14 protein-coding genes are annotated in these 22190 nt (G+C 44.0%); 5 read left to right on the top strand and 9 right to left on the bottom strand.

Going from position 1 to position 22190, the window contains the following annotated elements; translation table 11 throughout:
- Positions 1-39 precede the first annotated feature (39 nt).
- On the bottom strand, positions 40-2283 hold the full coding sequence (locus tag GKS34_RS05645) for an ATP-dependent helicase (RefSeq protein ID WP_163383837.1): 2244 nt from the start codon (positions 2281-2283) through the stop codon (positions 40-42).
- A gap of 362 nt (positions 2284-2645) precedes the next feature.
- Positions 2646-3500: a lysophospholipid acyltransferase family protein gene (locus GKS34_RS05640; RefSeq protein WP_163383836.1), complete on the bottom strand. Its 855-nt coding sequence runs from the start codon at positions 3498-3500 to the stop codon at positions 2646-2648.
- A 113-nt stretch (positions 3501-3613) separates the two neighbouring features.
- On the opposite strand from GKS34_RS05640, the gene GKS34_RS05635 reads away from it, so the two are divergent.
- From GKS34_RS05635 to nadD, 4 genes are read left to right on the top strand one after another with little or no spacing between them, the layout of a single operon-like run.
- Positions 3614-4204, top strand: coding sequence for a sigma-70 family RNA polymerase sigma factor (locus GKS34_RS05635; RefSeq protein ID WP_163383835.1), 591 nt, complete (start codon positions 3614-3616; stop codon positions 4202-4204).
- A 17-nt stretch (positions 4205-4221) separates the two neighbouring features.
- On the top strand, positions 4222-4494 hold the full coding sequence (locus GKS34_RS05630; RefSeq protein WP_163383834.1) for an anti-sigma factor: 273 nt from the start codon (positions 4222-4224) through the stop codon (positions 4492-4494).
- A gap of 6 nt (positions 4495-4500) precedes the next feature.
- Complete coding sequence (gene gmk, locus GKS34_RS05625; protein WP_163383833.1) at positions 4501-5082, top strand: guanylate kinase; 582 nt, start codon at positions 4501-4503, stop codon at positions 5080-5082.
- The gene (gene nadD, locus GKS34_RS05620; protein ID WP_163383832.1) at positions 5079-5645 is read left to right on the top strand and encodes a nicotinate (nicotinamide) nucleotide adenylyltransferase; all 567 of its coding nucleotides are present in this window, start codon (positions 5079-5081) and stop codon (positions 5643-5645) included. Before gmk ends, nadD begins: the two co-directional genes overlap by 4 nt.
- A gap of 91 nt (positions 5646-5736) precedes the next feature.
- Here nadD and GKS34_RS05615 read toward each other — a convergent pair whose 3' ends face one another.
- The 7 genes from GKS34_RS05615 to pyrH all read right to left on the bottom strand — a co-directional run bounded on the left by GKS34_RS05615 (position 5737) and on the right by pyrH (position 18985).
- Positions 5737-7125, bottom strand: a complete 1389-nt coding sequence (locus GKS34_RS05615; protein WP_240459208.1) for a vanadium-dependent haloperoxidase — start codon at positions 7123-7125, stop codon at positions 5737-5739.
- A gap of 35 nt (positions 7126-7160) precedes the next feature.
- Positions 7161-8534 (bottom strand): phosphatase PAP2 family protein, encoded by a 1374-nt coding sequence (locus GKS34_RS05610; RefSeq protein WP_163383831.1) that lies wholly within the window; start codon positions 8532-8534, stop codon positions 7161-7163.
- The gene (locus tag GKS34_RS05605; protein WP_163383830.1) at positions 8535-11876 is read right to left on the bottom strand and encodes a VCBS repeat-containing protein; all 3342 of its coding nucleotides are present in this window, start codon (positions 11874-11876) and stop codon (positions 8535-8537) included. It lies immediately after the preceding gene.
- A gap of 180 nt (positions 11877-12056) precedes the next feature.
- The gene (locus GKS34_RS05600; protein ID WP_205602032.1) at positions 12057-13916 is read right to left on the bottom strand and encodes a RagB/SusD family nutrient uptake outer membrane protein; all 1860 of its coding nucleotides are present in this window, start codon (positions 13914-13916) and stop codon (positions 12057-12059) included.
- Positions 13917-13936: 20 nt separating this feature from the next.
- Complete coding sequence (locus GKS34_RS05595) at positions 13937-17113, bottom strand: SusC/RagA family TonB-linked outer membrane protein (protein WP_163383828.1); 3177 nt, start codon at positions 17111-17113, stop codon at positions 13937-13939.
- Between the two features lie 591 nt (positions 17114-17704).
- Entirely contained in the window at positions 17705-18265 is a 561-nt protein-coding gene (gene frr / locus GKS34_RS05590; RefSeq protein WP_163383827.1) for a ribosome recycling factor, read from the bottom strand.
- Between the two features lie 9 nt (positions 18266-18274).
- Positions 18275-18985 carry a UMP kinase gene (gene pyrH, locus GKS34_RS05585; RefSeq protein WP_163383826.1) on the bottom strand — a complete coding sequence of 237 codons (711 nt, stop codon included), beginning with the start codon at positions 18983-18985 and terminating at the stop codon, positions 18275-18277.
- Positions 18986-19518: 533 nt separating this feature from the next.
- Here pyrH and GKS34_RS05580 point away from each other — a divergent pair.
- Positions 19519-22131: a M1 family metallopeptidase gene (locus GKS34_RS05580; RefSeq protein ID WP_240459207.1), complete on the top strand. Its 2613-nt coding sequence runs from the start codon at positions 19519-19521 to the stop codon at positions 22129-22131.
- Positions 22132-22190: the final 59 nt, after the last annotated feature.

Below are 22190 nucleotides of genomic sequence, written 5' to 3'. Positions count from 1 at the left end.
TTTGTCAGTACGCTATGTTTTGGGTATCCGCCTTCCGTCTCAATCTACTATGCGAAGTTTTGCAAAGCTAAGTAATAAAGTTTTATCTCCAAAATGCTCGAAGTGAATATGAGCCTTTCGATTCACGCCTTCCGTTTCAATTGCTTTCACCAGGCCAAACCCAAACTTGGGATGTTCTACCTTCATTCCTTCCGTTAAATTGTGGGTGTTGGAGGGTTTGAAATCCGGGCTGGGGGTATGTACTTTGGCAGTGGTGTTTCGGGTAGCGGGTTTTTTTAGCCCGACAAATCCCTGGCTGCTTTCGGTATCCCTAAAACTACTGGAAAGCGCGCTGCTGATTTTTTTGTTAACCTTTACGAAGGCAGGGTCAATTTCCTCTAAGAACCGGCTGGGCTCACAGTTAAGTAACCTTCCATAGCGGTACCGTGTCAGGGCGTAACTCAGGTATAATTTTTCCATTGCCCTTGTTGAGGCCACATAAAAAAGCCTCCTTTCTTCCTCCAGGTCTTCCCTGCTTTGCATCATCATTTGGGAAGGAAAGAGATCCTCTTCCATGCCCACCACAAACACATACTTAAACTCAAGACCCTTGGAGGCATGTATGGTCATCAATGTGACCGTATCCTGGCTGTCTTTGTTCTGGTCTTCATCTGTCAAGAGGGCAATTTCTTGTAAAAAGGCACCTAAAGATTTGTCCTCATTTTCGGGATTGTCCACATACTCCTTTATGGCATTCAGCAATTCCTGCACGTTTTCGTAGCGATTCAGCCCCTCAATGGTTTTGTCCTCATACAATTCCCTCAACAATCCAGATTGCTTCGCAATGTTCGTAGCCGCTTCGAAAGCGTCTTTCCTTTCGGCTTCAATTTTAAAACTGCGGATCATCGTGCAAAAATCTCCTACGGCATTTGCCGCCCGACCTGATAAGAAACTGCTACTGTTGGAAATTACTTCCCAGAGGGCAATATCATGCTCATAGGCAGCCACCATCATTTTTTCCACACTGCTGGCCCCAATCCCTCTTTTAGGATAATTAATAACCCGCTTAAATGCCTCTTCATCTTCTTGATTGACCACGTACCTGAAATACCCCATGAGGTCTTTAATTTCCCTTCTTTGGTAAAAAGAAAGCCCACCTACAATCCGGTATGAAATACCCAACTTCCGCAGGGCTTCCTCCATGGATCGGGACTGGGAATTGGTGCGGTAGAGAATGGCGAAATCACTGTTTCGCAATTTTTTATTGTTTTTTTCCTCAAAAATGGTCGTTGCTACCATTCTCCCCTCCTCATTATCAGAGGAAGCTTTCATCAATTCTATCAAATCCCCTTTATCATTTTGTGTCCATACGTTTTTTTGGAGCTGGGATTTATTTTTAGCGATAATGGAGTTGGCCGTTTCTACAATGTTTTTGGTAGATCGGTAATTCTGCTCCAGTTTGACAATAAACAGGTCAGGATAGTCTTTCTCATAATTGAGGATATTCTGGATGTCAGCACCTCTGAAGGCATAAATGCTTTGCGCATCGTCACCTACGACACATATGTTCTGATGAACAGCGGCCAGTTTTTTGGTGATCAGGTATTGAGAAAGGTTCGTGTCCTGAAACTCGTCCACCATTACGTAACGGAATCGTTGCTGGTATTTATTCAATACATCCGGATGATCTCTGAAAAGCACGTTGGTATTAAACAGTAAATCGTCAAAATCCATCGCCCCGGAACGAAATAACCGTTTTTGGTAATTTTTGTAGATTTCGCCGACTTTAGGTTTCATGGCAGCTTCGTCATCAGCGGTAATGTAGGGGTCGTTCAAGTAGGTTTCCCAGGAGATAAGCCTGTTTTTGGCACCCGAAATCCGGGACAAAACGGTATTGGCCTTGTAAACTTTATCGTCCAGCTTCATCTCCCGGACAATGGAGCGAATCAGCGATTTACTATCATCATTATCGTAAATGGTGAAATTAGAGGGATATCCCAGCTTTTGACCTTCCACTCGCAAGATTTTAGCAAACACCGAATGGAAGGTTCCCATCCAGGTATTTCTGGCGTCCAGTCCAATCAGTTTTTCTATGCGCTGCTTCATTTCACTGGCAGCTTTATTGGTAAAAGTCAGCGATAATATCTGGAAGGGATCTACTTTCCTGGCATGGATCAGATGGGCAATTCGATAGGTTAATACCCTGGTCTTACCGGATCCGGCGCCGGCAATGATCATCACTGGCCCCTCCGTTCTTTCTACTGCTTCTCTTTGGGGGGGATTGAGGCTTGCTAAGTAATCCATAAGGGTTATTCGATTTTCTTTATTCGGGGGATTGGTAATTAGCCAGATCAAAGTTACCAATTCTTTTTAATGTTATCCTTTATCAGATTTGAAATGTCGTTCCATATGTTTACAATTGTTTTTTAGCGGCCATAGCTTGTTCCGCGCCGAAGGTCGGAATAGCCTGTCCTGATCCTTAATCGGGAGAATATTACAGTTTTTAATCATTGCTCCGTGTGTCGCCTCCATCATGACTGTCTGTCGCAGGCAGGCTCGATTTCATCTTCTGTTTGACTAAGCCAACTTGACACTATGGATTTAATTTCCGGTACGCGTTTCTGCCGTTTTACTTTTTACCGTTGAGATTTTCTGGTGGTGCTAAATCATTTTTTTCGCGGAAATTGTTCTTTCCAGCGGTTATGAGACCACAGGTAAAGGGCAGGTTGATGCCGAATATTTTCCTCCAATAACTCGACAAAGGCATCGGTTATGCTGTGAGGTTGTTGATTTTTATAGGGTGGTTCTGCCAAAACCCGGTAGTCGTATTCGTAATATCCACGCCGTGGCTTGGTGATGTATGCGTAGATGACGGTGAGGTTAAATTTTTTGGCCAATTTTTCTCCCCCTTCGAAAAAGGTTGTTTCTCGATTCATAAATGGCCTTCGGTACCGGATATCAGCAAGGTTGGGTCTCTGGTCCGCCGCCAACACAATCAGTCTGGGAGTATTTCTTTTTTTTAAAAATGCTCGCTGGAATGATTTCCTCTCTGTCAGGTCCGCACCCATTCTTCCCCTGATTTTTTGCATGAGATGTTCGAAAAATGGCTGATTAACCCGGGTATAAATGGTCTCACATTTCTCTTGTACCTCAGAAGACACTGTTAGCAAATGGCCTTCCCAGTTGAAGAGATGCCCACACATGCCAATAATAATTTCACCTTTGTTTACTTTCTCAAAGACCAGCGCAGGATTTTTTGCGTGAAACCGATTGTTCAGTTCCTTTTTTCCAATGGTGAGAAGTTTAACTGTTTCTGCCAGGGAATCGGTGAAATTCCTGTAAAATTTTCTCTCAATTTGCCGCCTTTCTATGCCGCTTTTCTCTGGGAAAGCCTGATTTAGGTTAGCGCGAACAATATTTTTCCGGTAGCCTAATAAGTAATAGGCAGTAAGGTAAATCAGATCTGAAAAAACATACAAAACCCTCAATGGTAATTTAGAAAGGAGGCGGATAATAATCATGCGATAGGAGGCTGGGTTTTCCTGGCTCAAAAGAAATTCAAAATAATGAAATATTGTGGACTTTCTTGGTTTAAATTAGTTATAAATAAAGTCAATTTGTAATTTTATATTCTATGTCCGAAGTGCAGCGAAAAAAATATACCGATAAAGAAAAAAACAGCATCTTTGATCATGAGTTCATGCCTCACATTGATTCCATGTATAATTTTGCGTACAGGTTGACATTTGATGAGGACGATGCGAAAGACCTGGTTCAGGATACTTACCTGAAGGCCTATCGGTTTATCAACTCTTTTGAGCAAGGAACGAACGCCAAGGCCTGGCTTTTCAGGATTTTGAAAAACAGCTTTATCAACGAATATCGCAAGAAAAGCAAACAACCCTCAAAAGTAGATTATCAAGAAGTTGAAACTTATTACAACTCCGATAATGTTGACTATAATATGACCTCAGATTTGAGGGTCGATGCGGTCAAAGACATGTTGGGAGATGAAATTTCCAATGCACTCAATAGTCTGGCCGTGGATTTCAGGACCGTGATAATCCTTTGTGATCTGGAAGGGTTTACTTATGAAGAAATGGCTAAAATCCTGGATATCCCTATCGGCACGGTGCGGTCCAGGCTTCACAGGGCCAGGAACCTTTTGAAGGATAAACTCCGTTCCTATGCAGAAAATATGGGGTATGATACGGATGAAGAATAATCGAAAAACTAGTTGAAATGGACAAAAATCTAAACACATCCAGCAAGAGAAAATTGAACTGTAGTGACGAGAGCAAATGTTTTGAGCTATTGGAAAGTATACTGGATGGAGAAGAGACCACGGGTTCAAGAGAAATTTTAGATGAAAAATTAGCTAAATGTCAACCTTGTTTTGAGCATTATCATCTGGAAAAAGTTATTCGGGAAGTATTGAAAAACAAATGTACCAAGCATATGGTCCCTGCGGAGTTAGCAGATACCATTCGGCAAAAAATACAGGAAATCAAGTAAATTTTTATGGCTCAGGGAAAAGCGATAATTTTTTCAGCCCCTTCCGGATCAGGGAAGACCACGATCGTCAAACACCTCCTTCAACAAATACCCCAACTTGGTTTTTCCATTTCGGCTTGTACCCGAGATAGGAGAGGAAGGGCAGAAGAGAATGGCAAAGATTATTATTTCCTTACTCCGGAAGAATTTCGTGAAAAAATTGCTCAAAAAGCCTTCATTGAGTGGGAAGAGGTGTATGAAGGAAATTTTTATGGTACCCTAAAAGAAGAAATCCAACGCATTTGGGATGATGGAAAACACGTCATTTTTGATGTGGATGTCAAGGGTGGACTTAATTTAAAGAAGTACTTCGGTAAGAGAGCATTGGCTGTTTTCGTAAAAGTACCTTCCATGGAGGATCTGGCGGAGCGGTTGAGAGGGAGAGGGACCGAGTCAGAGGAAAGTCTGTCCAGAAGAATATACAAAGCCAAATTTGAAATGGGTTTTGAAGATCGATTTGATATTACCTTAATCAATGAGGATTTGGAAGTCTCTTTTAAGGAAGCCGAAAAGCTCGTTAGGGAATTTATTGAAGATAAAGCGGTTTGAAAGTAGGATTATTTTTCGGCTCTTTTAATCCCATTCATATTGGCCATCTGATCATTGCTGATACCATTCAAGACCAGACCGATTTAGAAGAAGTTTGGTTTGTGGTTTCCCCTCAGAACCCCCACAAATCCAGCCGCTCCCTGCTACATGAATTTGATCGCTTGCGGATGGTAGAACTTGCTACTGCTGATCATTTTAAGTTTAAGGTAGTGGATGTTGAGTTTCACATGCCTAGACCTAGTTATACCATAGATACGCTAACTTACCTTTCTGAAAAATTTCCTAACCACGATTTTTCGCTAATTCTAGGGGGCGACAACCTTACCCACTTTCACAAGTGGAAAAACAGTGAGGAAATCCTTAAGCAGTACGGAATGTATGTCTATCCCAGGCCTGGAAAAAATAAAACCCTAGATCACGAAAATATACGCTATGTGGAGGCTCCGTTGTTGGATATTTCTGCGACATTTATCCGAAAAACCTTACAGCGGGGGGGATCGGTGAGGTACCTGCTTCACCCGCATGTACTGGACTACATTCGGGATAAGAAATTTTTCATGTAATTATAATTGTTTCTTAATGGTCACATGGAATCTCGCATGCTTAATAATCATCCCACTGTGTGACGTTCTCGTCATGCTCGATTTCATCTAATCAATTTTCCTCCAGGGCATTTTCAGCAAGAGAAATTTTTCTGGTTTGGATATGTCCGTCTATCCAGGATGCGACGGCTTTTCCCTGATCTACCCCATGTTCGATCGCCGGCAAATAATGAATGCCTCCATAAAATCGGCTGATTGCTGCTTCTTCTGCAGCTTCCCGGAAGGAGTTAAATTCTCGCGTACCCAATCCATATTTCACCTCCGTAGAATCCAGAAAAGTAAAGGGCTCTCCCAGTAAGTCGGTAAGGGCGAGGGAGGCTGCCGTAGAAATCACACTGTGTCCACTGGTGTACTCCGGAAAGGGAGGCGTTTGTAGCAGAGGTGTCCAACTCTCGTCCATATATCGGTTGATATATGTTTCAGGCCGTATAAGGACACTTCGGTATTTTTCATCCCAACAGGAGATAAAGGCATCGAATACGTAAATAGAAGTGACCGCCATGGTTTCTGCCGTTTGTTTCCAGTCCAGGTTTTTGGCTTTTGAGGCAATGCCTGCGATTCCCATCCAATGGCCTCCGGGAGTAATTTTCTTCTCCGCATACATCACATGTCCTTTGACATTCATTTTATAGGGATTGCAGTCCCAAAAATAGGCTATTTCCTCTTGAACGTCATCCATCTGATTACCTGCTTCCATTACCTCATAAGCGTCCTGATAGAAACGACTATCAGGAACGGTGTCAAATGGCGGTGGTGGTGGCGGAATGAATTGATTTGCTGAATCCAAGAAGAACGTTCTTATTTTATTCCAATGGGGTTCGATCCCTTCCATATAGGCTGGAGGTGTGGGCCGCCAGCTTCCGGGGTCGTTTCGGATCGTGTATTTCTCAAAAGACCGGCTCTGGTGGTAATTGTCCTGTGCGGCATAAGCCAAAATTTGTTCGCCAATGGATTCACCCAAGTCAACAGCAGCTTCAAAGTCGGATTCGGGCATGCCTGCCTCCTGGATATTCTCAAAGGCAGCATCCCGGTATTCCATCATGTCCTGCTCAGAAAAAACCAATTGGGTGGCGACTTTATAATAGGCTGCCAGAGCTACGAGGTGGTAATTAATTATTTCCGGATCGCCTTCCATCTGAATCAAAAGGGGATTCGATCCTTTCAACTGACCCATTAACGAATTAAAGGTCTCCGGTTCTGCCAAAACAGCTGCTTCGTAGGCGGCTATTGCCGGGTACGCATAAATGCGACTTGCAACTGGTGGAGAAAAAATGTCGTGAACAATAATATCAGTCAATTGTCCATTGGCATCAATCAGCAAATGATTCTCCTCCAATAAGGCTTTGTAATCTTCGTTCGGAGAACAAGCAGAAAAAAGAATTGACCAGCCAAAAATGGCCATAATGAGGTTTATTCGTAGGTGTTTTGTCGCTAAGTTCATCTTAATTGAAATTAACCGATGGATAGATAAGTGAATCATTCATTTGCCAAGTGAGCATTGTTCTTGTTCAGGTGTGATTCGTGTTCTTTCAGGATCCATTCCCCAACTTTTTTCCCCTGATCCTGCCCCCGGGTAATGGCATCCATATAGTGAATTCCCCCATAAAGCCTAGAAATACTGGCTTCCTCAGAGGCCTGAAGAAAGGATTCGTAATCTCTGGTTCCCAAGCCATATTTTTCTTCCACAGTGTCCGTGTAGGGAAACCGGTTGCCAAAGAAATGGCTAAGAATGACAGCGGAAGTGGTAGAAATGGTGGAATGTCCGCTAAGGTATTCCGGAAACGGCGGCGTCTGCAACATGGGTTTATAGGAAGGATCCAGGTATTTACGGATGGCAGTTTCGGGTCGGATGCGATCGCTCCTGTATTTTTCGTCCCAACAGCTGATGAATCCGTCCATTAATCCTAAAGCGACTAAGGTGTTGATTTTCATCGCTTCTTCAAATTCCAGCCCTGCTTTGCGGCAAGCAATATCCGTAATTCCCATCCAGTGTCCTCCCGGAGAAATTTGTTTGACACCTACCATAAGGTGTCCGGTCTCCTCCAGGGCAAACGGATTACAATCCCAGAATGCAGCTATTTCACGCTGCTCCTTATTCATTTCCAATTCATACACCTCTTGCATTAACTCATAAAACTCAGAATCAGGGTTAGATGAAAAAGGAACCGGCGGCTTGGGTTTAAATTGATCCGAACTGCTGAGCAAAAAGGGCCTTACCGTATTAAAGTAGGGTTCTACCGGCGCAAAATATCCGGGAGGGGTAGGATACCATTTGCCTTCTCCGGGAGAGGGCTGGTAGCGGGGAAAATTACTAATTTCCCGGTATCGGTCCGCATTCGCGTATTCCAGTATTTGGCTGCTGATAAATTCCCCGAACTCCTTTGCCCTCGAGATTTCCTGCTCATCATAGCCCCAGTAGCTGCAGGAGTCTGCAAAGGCTTGCTGAAATGTTTTCATTTCCGTACCGGAGGGTTGCATGGCCCCGGCGGTGTGAGTCATGGCAAAGATAGCGCTCATAGGAAGCGAAGGGCTCTCCCAATCGGGTTGAGCAATGGCGTCAAGTTCATTTAGAAATCCAGAAAATGAAGGGTTTTCCTCATTATTTGTGGCCAATACTTCATAGCCTGACAGACAGGCATAGGCATAGAATCGCCCCGCAAGGGGAGGGTTGGTGATGTCATGCACCATTAAATCCGTCATTTTTTCAGTGACCCATCCAATACTTTCGGCTGGCAAAGGTTTTTTTTCTCCTGTCGATTGGCAGGACAAAAACAAGGGAACCAGCAGGGTTCCCAAAATGAAGGGGGTGTTCAAATTTATTTTTATCAACGAATTACCTTTTAGATTCATTTAAAATTCAATTTCCTGATTTTGTAAGCGATAGGCAACTACCGGTCCCTGGTTGATGCCAACAAGAAGGATTCCATTTAAGATTTTCAGACTTCTTACATCTCCTTTGATTGCTAAGCCAGCACTTTTTTGAGGTAAGTATCTAAAACCACCGTCCTCGTTTCCCAGCAGTACAGTTCCATAATTAGCATCGTACTTACCAAAACGTAATCGGGCCCTCTCAATGTTCCCTCCGAGTAGTAAATCCATGTGACCGTCCTTATTAAGGTCCGAACTTTCTATAGAGAAAACCGGGGAAAACTGAACTTCTGCTGGTAAAGAGCCTTTTTTAAGTAATTGATTACCCTGGCTAATAAATAGGCTGGTTTCCAATGTCGTGGCCTTGAGGTATCCTGCGTTTTCAAGTTCTGTTTCAGAAAAAATATTTTCCAGCTTCGCTTCTGAGTAACTTTCATAATCCGTAAAACGGGTTCTCATCATGGAAATCTGATCCAGAAGTTCATCCCGGGTAAGGTATGGATAGGGTTCGCCGCCAATGTAAAAACTCAGAATGGGATCCATTGCCCCGTTATTATCGAAATCCTTATAATACATTTCTGCAGGCTCTTCTGCACTTGCTCTTACCTGGCTATTTAACCCATGGTTTCCCACTATCAAATCTGGCTTTCCATCTGCGTTCACATCGGTTACATGCAGCGTGTTCCACCAACCATGCTGCGGATCTTCAAAATAGTTTTTAGTAGAACGAAAGAATTTGTCCCCTTTCTTTTCAAATACGGAAATGGGCATCCATTCCCCGACTACGACCAACTCGGTTGTTTCGTCGCTGTTGAGGTCTACCCAGGCCGCGTCGGTAACCAGGCCAAGACTGGAAAGTTCCGGAAGCCAGTCCTTGGTTTTGTCTGCCATTTTACCCTGACCTTCATTTAGGAGCAGGTAGCTTTGCGGGGTTTCCGGGTACCTTCCAGGTATCACCCTGCCGCCGACAAAGAGGTCTTGAAGCCCGTCATTGTTGATATCATGTGCGGCGAGGGCACCGGTACTTGTAAGCATTTTCGGTAGCAAATCTGTTGCCCGGGAGAAATTTCCCTGCCCGTCGTTTACATAGAGCCTGTCTTGTAATAAAGGGTCTTTCGGTAACAGGGAACCGTATCCACCACTCCCCACGTAAAGGTCGGCATGGCCGTCGCCTGTAAAATCTTCCAAAAGTGCATCTGTATCCTGGAAATCCCGATCATTATCCAAATCGGGGTTACTTTTTATCCAAAAACTTCCGTTGGCTTGTTGTAGGTAAATTTTTCCAGGTTGTCCCTTTTCTCCTCCTACAAAAAGATCATCCAAACCGTCCCCATTTAGATCGGATTGTTTCATCACCGGGCCTGAGAAAGAAATGGGATTGACCAGGAGCGGTTGCCGCTTAAAATCATTGATGGTGTTACCAGGAGACTGGTGTTCGATTGGAGAGGGTATTTTAACAAAAAGAGCAGGGGATTCTTCAGAAACCGGTAGCCTGTCCACTGCGTTTTCCTGCATCAAGCTTATAGTTTGATTGCTTTGAATATCGAATATTTTTTCAGACATACCTTCGGGCCAGGTAACTACCAGTGAATCAATCTGCGCTACTTCTCCCAGACCAAAATGCAGGATAGGAGAGACGCTGGACTGGTATCCCCTGGTAGGCATTTGTTCCAGGGTTTGTAACTGATTTTGATAATGAAGGGTGACTTTGGTACCAACACCGAGGGTATTTGCAGTGTTACCTGTTAGTTTAATTTTTAAAAAATGGTTGTTTTTAGCTAGCGAATCTGAATTGTTTTGATAGATAAAAGCAGGCTGGTTGATGTTGTTGACTACGAGGTCCAGGTCTCCGTCGTTATCCAGATCCGAATAGGCAGCCCCGTTGCTATTGGTCTGTTGATTGATTCCCCATTCTTCCGATTTTTTTTCGAAAAACAAACCGTCTTCATTCTTAAAAATGTAATTTGTCAAATCCGAAGAGGGCATGCTTTGCACCAATTCGAGAATATTTTCTCTCCGTAACCCATTTTGATTGTTTTTCAGGTAATCGGCCATGTATTTCAAAAAATCCTGATTGGTGTAATCCCGAAAATACCCGTTAGTGACGTAAAGGTCCTTTTGCCCGTCATTGTCAAAATCCGCCAATAAGGCAGCCCAGCTCCAATCGGTGTTGGAAACCCCTGCGAGCTGCCCCACTTCACTGAACAAGCCATTCCCATGGTTGATATGGAGCATGTTGCGCATGTACTGATGGTGAAAGCCGACATTCAGCTTGTATTCAAACTTTTCATAATTGTCCGGTGCCATCAATAATTTTTGTCGCTTGTTATCTTCCGGCAGCATGTCAAGTGTAAAAATATCAGGATACCCGTCATTATTGATGTCTGCAATATCATTGCCCATGGAAAAATGAGAGGTATGCCCCAGGGCATCGTCAATCACGTCAGTAAAGGTTCCATCGCCGTTATTCAGGTAGAGGTAGTCCGGTGCCGTATAGTCATTACTGACGTAGATATCGAGCCACCCATCATCATTTACATCTGCGATTCCGGCGCCTAGTCCGTAGGACAAGGCTACCTGCTGTATACCCGCTTCTTGGGTAATTTCCGTAAAAGTTCCACTATCGTTTCTGAAAAGTTGCGGTCCTGCCGGATCGGTGTTTTTCAGGATTTCGGCAGTGCTTGCTTCGTCTAGTACAGGTAGGGACTTTGGATTATGATTAAGTAGAAAAAGGTCCAGATCCCCATCATTGTCAAGATCAAAAAAGCTAGCTTGTGTGCTGGTAGCCTCACTATCGATACCAAATTGGGCTGCCATTTCTTTAAAAATGGGTATTCCCTGTTCGTTCACGCCTTGATTGATATACAATTCATTTTTTCGTTTTTCCGGAGGTAAGCTTCCGGAGTAGCAAACGTAAATATCCAATAGGCCGTCTCCGTCCACATCGGCGAATGCCACCCCCGTCTTCCAAGGCCCGGGTCGTGTTTGCACTCCTGCAATTTGTGTGACATCGTCAAACTCCATGTTACCCCGGTTTAGGTAAAGCCTATTTTCTACCATATTACCCGAGAAATAGACATCATCAAACCCATCTCCATTCAGGTCGCCAACAGCTACTCCACCTCCGTTATAAAAATATTCATACACCAAGATGTTCGTGTTCAATCCTTCGGTGAGGGTATTTTCAAAATCTACCCCGGTTATTTCCTTCGTTAAGAGGGTAAATTGCTTTATTTCAAGTGTTTTTTCCACTTTTTCCTGGCAGGAAAATGAAAAAAGGACTAATCCAAAAAGCTGTATTTTAAATAGGTAGTAATTGTACATAGGGATGACTTGATAATCATGCAAATATAGCAAGAATTGGGGAGCATCCGGGAATTTTGTACGAGGTATATAGCTCGTCGTCAGGTAGGGAGTGGCAGTGGCACTAGTTGGCAGCTTAAAGGGCACAAAAAAAGGCGATCCTACGATCGCCTTTTTAATGATTAAGTCTGAAGAATTAAGTTAATCTTCATAACCTGGATTTTGGATGAGGTTTTCATTTCGTTGTGATTCATCAAAACTAATGGGCATCCAGTACATTTTATCCAGCCATAACCTGTTTTCTTTACCCGGATCAATCTCGATCACTTCATAGGAATAATCGTAGAATTCCGGATCGTAACGGTAGATGGAAAGCTCCTTGCCTGGCTTGAGTGTACCCACGATACTGATACCGTTAGGCTGTCGACCTTGCGTTTCCGGAGCGATCATCCAACGTCTGGCATCGTAATAACGCTGTTCCTCGTGGACCATTTCCTTACGTTTTTCGTTAATGAAAATATTCCACAATTCTTCCCCTGAGGCAGTGACTGCCGGCAGTCCTGCTCTGAATCGGATTTTGTTCAGCCAATTTCTAGCTTCTTCATCGTTACCCAAGGCAATATTGGCTTCCACATAATTGAAGACCACTTCTGTGAAGCGGATGTGAGGCCAGGGTATCTCCTGCCAGGTATTCTGATCCACAAAATTTGGATCTGGTTCGATGAATTTACGTAGGTAATAACCGGTGTAGCTGCCATTCCAATCTTCGATGGGGCTGTTTCGGGTATCTAATCCGAAATGCGTTACCTTTTCTCCCTGGGCATTTACGACCTCATAGGTACCTGTTTGTATTTGTCCCAGAGGGTCTCTCGCCTGATTGGCTGGAGACCGTGGCTTCCATGGCGCTCCTTCGTATAGGAAAGTCGCGTAGAATCGGGGCTCGCGATCTTCATAAGGTGCGCTGGCATGCTCTTCATTATCCCAGTTAAAATCACTGCCATCCATCATTTGGTAGTCATCGATCAACAATTGAACAGGTGTATTTCCAGCCCAGTTGTTGTAACCGTTAGGGCCGTTGTGTAAGCCATGACGACCGCCAGTTTCTGGTTTTTGAGATAGGAAATACCTTCCAAATATCATCTCATTTTCTCCACCATTTCTGGAAAGGGAATTGTTGATATAGGTTTGGGTGGCTTCTTCCGGAGAGAGTGGTTCCGTCAGATCAAGCATGTTCCCACTTGCCATGTCTAATACAGCCTTAGCCGCATCAAGCGCTTTCTGGTATCTTTCGGTTTGGCTGCCAGAAGTGTATCCGATCAACTCTTTATTTTGGTATCCGGCAATTACGTCAGAGTTAGCAGAGGCAGTGGGCATGTCATGCAGGTCTGATGCGGCATAGATCAATACCCTCGATTTAAGTGCCAGGGCAGCGATTTCACTTGCTCTTCCCCGCGCAGGATCGTGCTCGCTCAATAGATCCGCGGCCTTGTCCAGATCAGCAACGATGAAATTCACCACCTCCTCATACGTATTTCGGGGCACTGCATAGGTTTCCTCACCCAGTGTAAAGGTACGGTCCGCTATAGGTACCGCTCCGAAATTCCGAAGTAATTGATGATGATAATAAGCCCGCATAAAATGGGCCTCTCCCAACAATCGATCTACAATGCCCCCGTCGTTTGGAAACTGAGGGTCTGTAAGGTTTTCGATTGCAATGTTCGTTGCCCGTAAGCTATTGTACATGTTTGGCCAGTTTCGGGTACCGTCCAGCCAACCTGGGTTTTGTGGATTGGAGCGGGCTTCCGTAACCGTAGTGATATTTCTACCCGGGTGGGTGAAGATGGCCTCATCCGTAAGTGAGGCTAAGGCCTGCTCACTGAATCCACCTTGTCCCAAACCGGTGTACAGGTCGGTGACAAAGGCTTCTGCAAGTCCTGCATCTGCCCATACGGCCGATTCAGATACTTCTCCTAATGGTTGAGTGTTCAAAAATTCCTCGTCACAAGATAAATTGAGAAAAGAAATGGCGAGACCCAACCCTAAATATTTAATATTTTTCATCATATTCAAAGTTTTTGGATTTAGAATGTAACGGACAGACCTGCATTGATTACCCTTGCCTGAGGATAGTACTGGCCGGTGGCATTATCAGATTCCGGATCGTATACCTTTAACTTATCCCAAGTAAGTAGGTTCAGTCCGTTGGCATAAAATCTGACATTGCTGAGACCAAATCTTTCTCCAACTTGCTGAGGAATCGTGTATCCGATTTCCAGGTTTTTCAAACGAATGTAATCGGAACTTCTGTACCAGAAATCGTTTCCACCGGAGTAATATTGATCACTTCGGTTAGCAATTCTTGGATACTCGGTGCTTTCGTTATCAATGGTCCATCGGTTTTCATAAAATTCCAACAGGTAGTTACCAATGTTTCCGGATTCTCCCAGACTAACCAACGCGATGGCCCCTGCGGCTCCCTGGAAAAGTACGGACATGTCCCAATTTCTGAAGTTGGCACCCATGTTTACACCTCCCTGAAGTCTTGGGATATTGTTTCGATCTAAACGTACCCTGTCCAAAGGCGTAATGGCACCGTCACCATCATAGTCCTTGAAGCGCATGTCTCCCGGACGTAATTGATTGGTAATGTCGGTATAATCCAATGTTTCCGCTTCAATAGCGTCTTCGTTAGGGAAAACACCGTCATAAAGGTATACAGGATTTGGCGTATTCATGGGTTTGCCTGTGGATCGTTGCCAATCCGGTGCTCCCGGAGGCTCGTCCCAGAAAAGGATTTTGTTTTTAGCATAGCCACCATTGGTACTGATGCTATAGGACAAGTCTCCTGTCTGACCACGGTAACCTAATCTGAAATCAAAACCTTTATTTTCAACTTCTCCAATATTTTCTGCTGGGAGAAGTGCTGCTAGTCCACTTGATTGAGGAACAGAAGCATTTTTTCTCCAAAGGATGTTGGTTCGTTTGTTATAGAAGTAATCAAATTCGAAGAATATTTGCCCCTGAAGCAGTTGGCCTTCCAGTCCAATATTGGAGTTGTTGGCAACTTCCCAGGTAATGGCTGTGTTTGGTACTCTGGTTTCGAAAAGGGTCTTTGCTTCGGTATCTCCGAGAATGTGACTTCTAAATCCATACGTGGACAAAAACTGATATTCCTGTAATGACCCATCGTAGAAGATTTGGTCGTTACCCATTTGTCCCCAAGAACCTCTAACCTTCAAGAAGTCCATTACAGGAACGTTGTTTTTCCAGAAATTCTCTTCCGAAATAACCCATCCGGCCATCACACCTGGAAAGAAACCGAATCGGGTAGGTTCAGGGAAAATATAGGAACCATCGTATCTCCAAAGGAATTCAAACAGGTATTTCTCCTGATAGTTATAAGCAACACGGCCAAAGTAATTGAGGCGGGCACGCTCATAAGCGCCACCACCATTGTCTTTTTCAGCATCGCCACCGGCGAACATCTGGTCAATGGCTGGTGAAATAAAATACCTTCGATAGGCAAAGAAATCGTCCCCTTCTACAGTCTCCTGGTTAACACCAGCCAGTGCATTAATTACGTGGTCCCCGATTTCCTTTTCATAGCTAAATACACCTCCCAGGAGGATGTTCAACTGATTAATATTGGCTTGCCTTAACCTGGGTTCAGCGGGCCCTCTCTTGCTTGGTACCAGGACTGGAGTGACTCCATCCTCCTCAAATCCATTGCCTCGCTGATACAAAATCCAGGGAGTTTCCCATCTTTTCTGAAACCTGCTCAAATTATCCACTGCCGCAGTTCCCTGAAATTTCAAACCTTCCACTCCTGGAATTTTGATATTCAAAGCGCCGTTGGTTTGGAAGTAGTTTCGGGTATCCCGGTCATAGCCGGTTGCGTTTGTAGTGATTACCACAGGATTTTCTCCGTTTTCAATGTCCGGTCCAGGTCTGCCGTCAGGCCAGAAAGCAGGCTCGTGAGGTTTTCCTCGCATCTGCATTCTAAAAATAGCTCCTGCACCACGGGTAGGGAAAAACCGGTACTCCTGTCGTGCTAAAACACCCAATTGCAAATCAACATACTCACTGATTTTTGCATCCAGGTTGATCCGCATGTCATACTGCTTATAACCAGTCGCTGAGTTTTTGTAATAGGCGTCCTGGTTTTGGTACCCCAAGGAGGCCATGTACTGCAAATTCTCCGAACCGCCATTCAACTGAAGGTTATGCCTTACCTGTGGAGACCATGTTTTTAAGGTTTCTCCGTACCAATCAGTATTGGGGTAATTCCAGGGATCTGTTCCCGCTCTGTGCAAAGCCAACGCCTCGGGGCTGAAAGGAGCTGTCCTTTCCTGGCCGTCTGGTCGGGTGTAGGTGCCTGTAGAACGAAAGGCGTCGGTAGCTGCTCTCCATTCACCGACAGGAAGTTCGTACACGCTCAGGTCATTCAGCATTTCTCCGTACTGAGCAGCATCAGACAATTCAGGAATAACGGTAGGCTGGGCAAAGCCCTGGTTGAATTGGTAGGTCAATTCAGGCTTACCTTCTTTCCCTCTTTTGGTAGTAACCAGTATTACTCCGTTTGCTGCCCTTGCACCGTAAATGGCCGCAGAAGCGTCTTTCAATACGGAGATGGTCTCGATGTCATTTGGATTAAGTCTGTCAATACCACCTGCTCTGGCAGGGATACCGTCAATTACAATCAAAGCATCGTTATTCCCAAGGGTGTTTGACCCCCGGATTCGAATTCCAGCGCCATCATAGCCTGGCTCGCCACTGCGGTTTACGGCAATTACTCCCGCCATTCGACCGGCGATAGAATTCGTCAGGTTCATAGCTGGCGATTTCACCAATTCTGCTCCCTCTACGGTAGCAACAGATCCCGTAATGGTTTCTTTCTTTTGCTCACCGTACCCAACGACGACGACCTCACTCAGGGATTGCATGTCTGGAGCAAGAGTAATGTCAATGGTGCTCTGGTTTCCCACCACAACTTCCTGGCTGACAAAACCTACAAAGGAGAATACCAGCGTTTCGTCCCCGGATTGTAATGATATTTGATAGTTTCCGTCAAGATCGGTCACAGCACCACGGGTGGTGCCTTTCACCAATACAGAAACCCCCGGTAGGGGCAAGTCGTCCTCCGATGAAATGACTGTTCCCGTCACCTCCCTGGACTGCGCATGTACTGTCAGGCTGCTCGCTAAAAGCAAGGCCAAACCCAACAAAAACAGTTTTGTTTTGGGTAAATAGTTTTGCATTCTTTAATTAATTAGGTTAATAATTATTGAAGTTATTGTTAAAATAACACTTTAAAATTGACGGTATTTTTTGGCATATGCAATAGGCTGTTAAAAGACGTTAATTCTACCGGGTAAACAACCCATAAAAAATGGGGTTAATTTAACAAAATATTTAATAATTAGCCATTTTTGCTAACCATTCATTAATGAAAACAAGAAATATTTAGAAGAAAGACAAGTCAATAAATCTTTAATTTTCACCAAAAAAAAATCAAAAATTCTTTAGAAATGCTGGAATCCACTTCAGATTCAGGGTAGTTACCCGAAAACGCCGGCGGTCACCATTTGCGTGTATTTCAATTGGTTGGGTAAGAAAAAAATTCGTCAGGAAGTGATAGCTATTCTGGCAATCCGGACATAAGTGTACGCAATACACGCATAAGATACCTCAACCCTTCGTTTAAACCAGGAAAATACGGAGAAACGGTTGTTTTTTTTTTATTCGGTAAATTCGTTAACTTTACAAGGTAAGGTTTAATACAGGAAAGAATAGTCAGCTTCTAGCTGTCTGTTCTTTATTTTTATATCCATCCCTGATTAAAATGGGAATTAAACCTTCATGATTTCCGCTTCCTTCTTTTCAAAAAGGTCATCAATTTTAGTAGAGTAAGTATCTGTGTATTTTTGAACCGTGTCTTCGCCACGCTTTACTTCATCCTCAGATGCTCCGTCCTTCAGTAGTTTTTTGAGTTCGTCGTTGGTGTCTTTCCGAACGGTTCGGATACTGATTTTCCCATTCTCGCACTCATTTTTAACTTGTTTGACAAGGTTTTTCCTTCTTTCTTCTGTGAGAGGCGGTATGGTTAGCAGAACCATCTCTCCATTATTCTGAGGATTTAGCCCCAGATCGGAGTTGATAATTGCTTTTTCCACTTCCTGAATCAGGGATTTTTCCCAAGGCTTGATCGCCAGAGTTCTGGCATCGGGGGTAGTGATGGAGGCTACCTGCTGAATGGGGGTAGGGTTTCCATAATACATCACCATGATTCCATCCACAAAATTGGGCATGGCTTTACCTGCCCGGATCTTGAGCAGCTCCGCAGACGTATGCTGAACCGCTTTTTCCATCAATGATTTCGCTTCCTCTAATAGTAACTGAATCTCTTCCATTGGTTTTTATTAGTTTGATGTAATCAATGTTCCTACTTCATTTCCCTGTATCAGGTGCAGCAGATTATCCGTTTTGTTCATGTCAAAAACGATAATTGGCAGGTTATTTTCCTGACAAAGAGTAAAGGCCGTCATGTCCATGACATTCAGATTTTTTTCGTACACCTCTTGGAAAGTAATGTTGGCATATCGGGTTGCATTTTTATCTTTTTCCGGATCAGCGGTGTAGACACCGTCTACGCGGGTGCCTTTTAGAACCACTTCAGCTTCGATTTCAATCGCCCGCAGACTGGCCGTCGAATCCGTCGTAAAATAAGGATTACCAATCCCAGCCCCAAAAATGACAATCCTTCCTTTTTCCAAATGCCGGATCGCTCTTCTTCGGATAAAGGGCTCGCAGACACTTTCTACCTTTATCCCCGACATCAAGCGTGTGTACATGCCATTCTGCTCCAGCGAACTTTGAAGCGCCATGGCGTTTATCAAAGTGGCCAGCATACCCATGTAATCCCCCTGAACACGATCTATTCCTACTTTTCCAGCTTGAACGCCTCTGAAGATATTCCCCCCTCCGATGACGATGGCTATTTCCACACCCAGGTCATGCACGTTTTTTATTTCTGTTGCGTATTCCTGTAGACGTTTGGAGTCTATACCATAATTGTTATCGCCCATTAGGGCTTCTCCACTTAACTTCAGGAGAATTCGTTTGTATTTCATACGATTATCATTGTTTTTTAGCGGCCATAACTTGTCCCGCGCCGAAGGTCCGGGTGGAATCTCGCATGGTTTATAATCAGCCTACTGTGTGACGCTTTCGTTATGCTCGATTTTATGTTGGAATATTTTTTTCACTTAATGACAGGCCAAGCTTTAAAATACAGACTTTGCTTACTTTTTTTTAAATTATAGCCCGACAAATATAAATCCTTGTTTCAAGAATACTAAATCTTATTCCTAAAAATGGACTAATGTCTGTTTTTTTTACCTCTCATTACTTGACGAAAATCTCTCTGAAACTCTTAAAATCAAGTACTGATTCTTTCGAATCGTCGGATTTTTAGGCTCTTAAACTGCGCAGTTTGCAGTTGCTACTTTGGTATTTAAAGCATAATTAGTTGTTTGTTTAGTTTTGTACCGGCATTTTCCTAATTTTAATTCGACGAAAGGGCAGGGCTTCAAGGGAGACATGGTAAACCGGCCCTCGGCATGCTCCAGTCTGTTCCCTTTTTATAAATTAAAAAAAAATATCCGTGTATTTCAAAACTGATCACGTACTTACCTTGCTGGGAGCTCTTCTATGCTTTCTTTCCTGTAAACCGACTTCTCAGACCCTGGTTGAGAGGGTTTCTGAGGAGGTGTTTTCTCCGGATACCGTTTTCCAAAATCAAAATCGACCATCTGCAGAATTAATCAGGGAAAAAGAAATGGCGCTTCAGAATTACAAAAACAGCGCAACCCGATCCTTTGACTTGTTACATACCGAGCTCAGATTGGCCTTCGATTATGGCCGACAAGCTGTTCTCGGGGATGCCTTGCTTACCCTGACTCCTTATTTTTATCCGCAGAATGTACTGGTATTGGATGCTAAAGATTTTGAAATACACAAAACAGTTCTTAAAAATGAAGAACAGGAAATTCAGCTACCCTTCACCTACGATCAGAAAGAAATGACCTTATTTCTTCCTCATGAAATAGGCAAGGAGGATACCTTACAAATTGAAATCAGCTACACGGCTTTTCCAGAAAATGGTGCCTCCGAAACATCGGCTGCTATTTCGGATTCCAAAGGGCTTTATTTCATTAACCCTGATAGCACCGATTCTGCCAAACCCGTTCAAATCTGGACCCAGGGAGAAACGGAATTCACCTCCAAGTGGTATCCGACCATAGATCATCCCAATGAGCGGCAAACGCACGACTTTTACCTGCGGGTTCCGGATGGGTATACTAGCCTTAGCAACGGGAGGTTACTAAGTAGTGAAAAGCACGAGAATGGATACCGAACCGATCATTGGCGAATGGATTTACCGCACGCCCCCTACTTATCTGCCTTGGTAGTTGGTGAATTTGCAGTCATTGAGGCAGATACGGTGGCAGGGGTACCCCTTCGCTATTTTGTAGAGCCGGAATTTGAGGAAGGCGCCAAAAAAGTGTTTGCCCATTCGGCTGAAATGATGCGCTTTTTTTCAGACATCCTGGATATTCCATTTCCGTGGCAAAAATACGATCAGGTAGTGGTTAGGGATTTTGTGTCCGGGGCGATGGAAAATACTACCCTGTCGATTTTTATGGAAGGGCTGCAATTGAATGAAAGGGAAGCCCTGGATAGTGAGTGGGATTATATCATTGCGCATGAATTGTTCCACCAATGGTTTGGGAATTACGTCACCACCGAATCCTGGGCGAATTTAACCTTAAACGAAGGATTTGCAGACTATTCCGAATACCTGTGGATGGAACACAAGGAAGGCAGGGACCAGGCCGACATGCATCATTTCAATGCACTGGAACAGTATTTGGATGAGGCTGATGAAAAACAGGAACCCTTGATTCGTTACTTTTATGAAGACAGCGAAGACATGTTTGACAGCCACACTTATGCCAAAGGAGGAAGGGTATTGCACATGCTGCGGCGGTATCTGGGGGATGACGTTTTTTTTCAGGCACTGCATAACTACCTTAAGGAAAATGCGTTCGGAAGCGTGGAAATTCACCAGCTGAGGCTGGCATTTGAGAAGGTCTCCGGCATGGACCTGAATTGGTTTTTTAACCAATGGTTTTTTAATCCCGGCCATCCTGAGTTAGCCGTAAGCTGGGATTTTTCCCAGAAAGACAACATTCTATTGACCGTGGAGCAGGTGCAAGACCTATCGGAAAGGCCGCTTTACAAAATTCCTTTCACAGTCAGTGTGTACAAAGAAGGTGAGCGAATAGAAAAAGACTTTATGCTGGATAAAGCTTCACAACAATTTGCATTGGAAAATGGCATTGGGACGGAATGGGTTGTATTCGATGAGCACCACACCTTGCTGGCTGAAAAAGTGCATCAGCGGGGAAAGGAATTTTTGGAAAAGCAGTTTTTTACTTCGCACTCTGGCCTGGCAAGGGTAGAGGCCCTCGACAGCCTTACCTCGCTTTATGAAGGAGAGGCAATGATTGAAAGGGCTGTAGAAAAAGCACTGAATGATTCTTTTGCGGTGGTGCGCGAACTAGCCCTTCAAAGGATGCTTCGGATGGCGGACAATCGTGAATTCATTTCACAATGGGAAACTAAAATCCTGGATATAGTTGAAAATGATTCAAATAATGCCGTTAGATCGGTAGCCTTGGAAGTACTGGCCGGGTTTGATTCTGAAAAATACCAATCCTTGTTTTACCGAATGGTTAACGACTCTTCCTATCAGGTATCAGGTGCGGCACTGGTAGCAATGATGGAGTTGGAGGGGGAAGCTGAAAGAAAAAAAGAAATTTTTGAACGATTCAGGGCTGAAGAAAATATTCGGGTACTAGCACCTCTGGCAGATTACCTGACGCAAACGGCGCAGGTGGAAGAAGCCACCTGGATGGACGAAAAATTGGAGCTTCTTTCGGGGGAATCGCTTTATTATTTCATTGGGTATTACGGAGATTATTATGCCAGTGTGGAGGGAGCACCCGATTCGGAAGCCATCTATCGCTTGGGTGAACTGGGCCGTGAGCACCCGCTGAATTATGTTCGCCTGGCCGCTTTTCAATCCCTGTTTGGATTTATAGATGAGGAAGGGGTTATTGAACTTGCCAAATCGCTGTTTACATCCGAAAAAGATGAAATGGTAAGGCGGTATCAGGAATATTACCTGGAACCCTACCTAGATGAGGAGTAAATTCCTGATCGTGAATGAGATACTTTTGATTTTGTAAAAAACAGAAGATTTTTTTTTAT

It is taken from the genome of Cyclobacterium jeungdonense (genome assembly GCF_010994275.1).
GTDB lineage: Bacteria > Bacteroidota > Bacteroidia > Cytophagales > Cyclobacteriaceae > Cyclobacterium > Cyclobacterium jeungdonense.
This window is presented reverse-complemented; position numbering and strand designations above follow the sequence as displayed.

Coding starts and splice junctions, on each gene's coding strand:
- GKS34_RS05630 (WP_163383834.1), top strand. CDS start 4,222: ATGGACAAAAATCTAAACACATCCAGCAAGAGAAAATTGAACTGTAGT.
- GKS34_RS05615 (WP_240459208.1), bottom strand. CDS start 7,125: ATGAACTTAGCGACAAAACACCTACGAATAAACCTCATTATGGCCATT.
- pyrH (WP_163383826.1), bottom strand. CDS start 18,985: ATGAAATACAAACGAATTCTCCTGAAGTTAAGTGGAGAAGCCCTAATG.
- frr (WP_163383827.1), bottom strand. CDS start 18,265: ATGGAAGAGATTCAGTTACTATTAGAGGAAGCGAAATCATTGATGGAA.
- GKS34_RS05595 (WP_163383828.1), bottom strand. CDS start 17,113: ATGCAAAACTATTTACCCAAAACAAAACTGTTTTTGTTGGGTTTGGCC.
- GKS34_RS05645 (WP_163383837.1), bottom strand. CDS start 2,283: ATGGATTACTTAGCAAGCCTCAATCCCCCCCAAAGAGAAGCAGTAGAA.
- GKS34_RS05610 (WP_163383831.1), bottom strand. CDS start 8,534: ATGAATCTAAAAGGTAATTCGTTGATAAAAATAAATTTGAACACCCCC.
- GKS34_RS05635 (WP_163383835.1), top strand. CDS start 3,614: ATGTCCGAAGTGCAGCGAAAAAAATATACCGATAAAGAAAAAAACAGC.
- GKS34_RS05640 (WP_163383836.1), bottom strand. CDS start 3,500: ATGATTATTATCCGCCTCCTTTCTAAATTACCATTGAGGGTTTTGTAT.
- gmk (WP_163383833.1), top strand. CDS start 4,501: ATGGCTCAGGGAAAAGCGATAATTTTTTCAGCCCCTTCCGGATCAGGG.
- GKS34_RS05600 (WP_205602032.1), bottom strand. CDS start 13,916: ATGAAAAATATTAAATATTTAGGGTTGGGTCTCGCCATTTCTTTTCTC.
- GKS34_RS05605 (WP_163383830.1), bottom strand. CDS start 11,876: ATGTACAATTACTACCTATTTAAAATACAGCTTTTTGGATTAGTCCTT.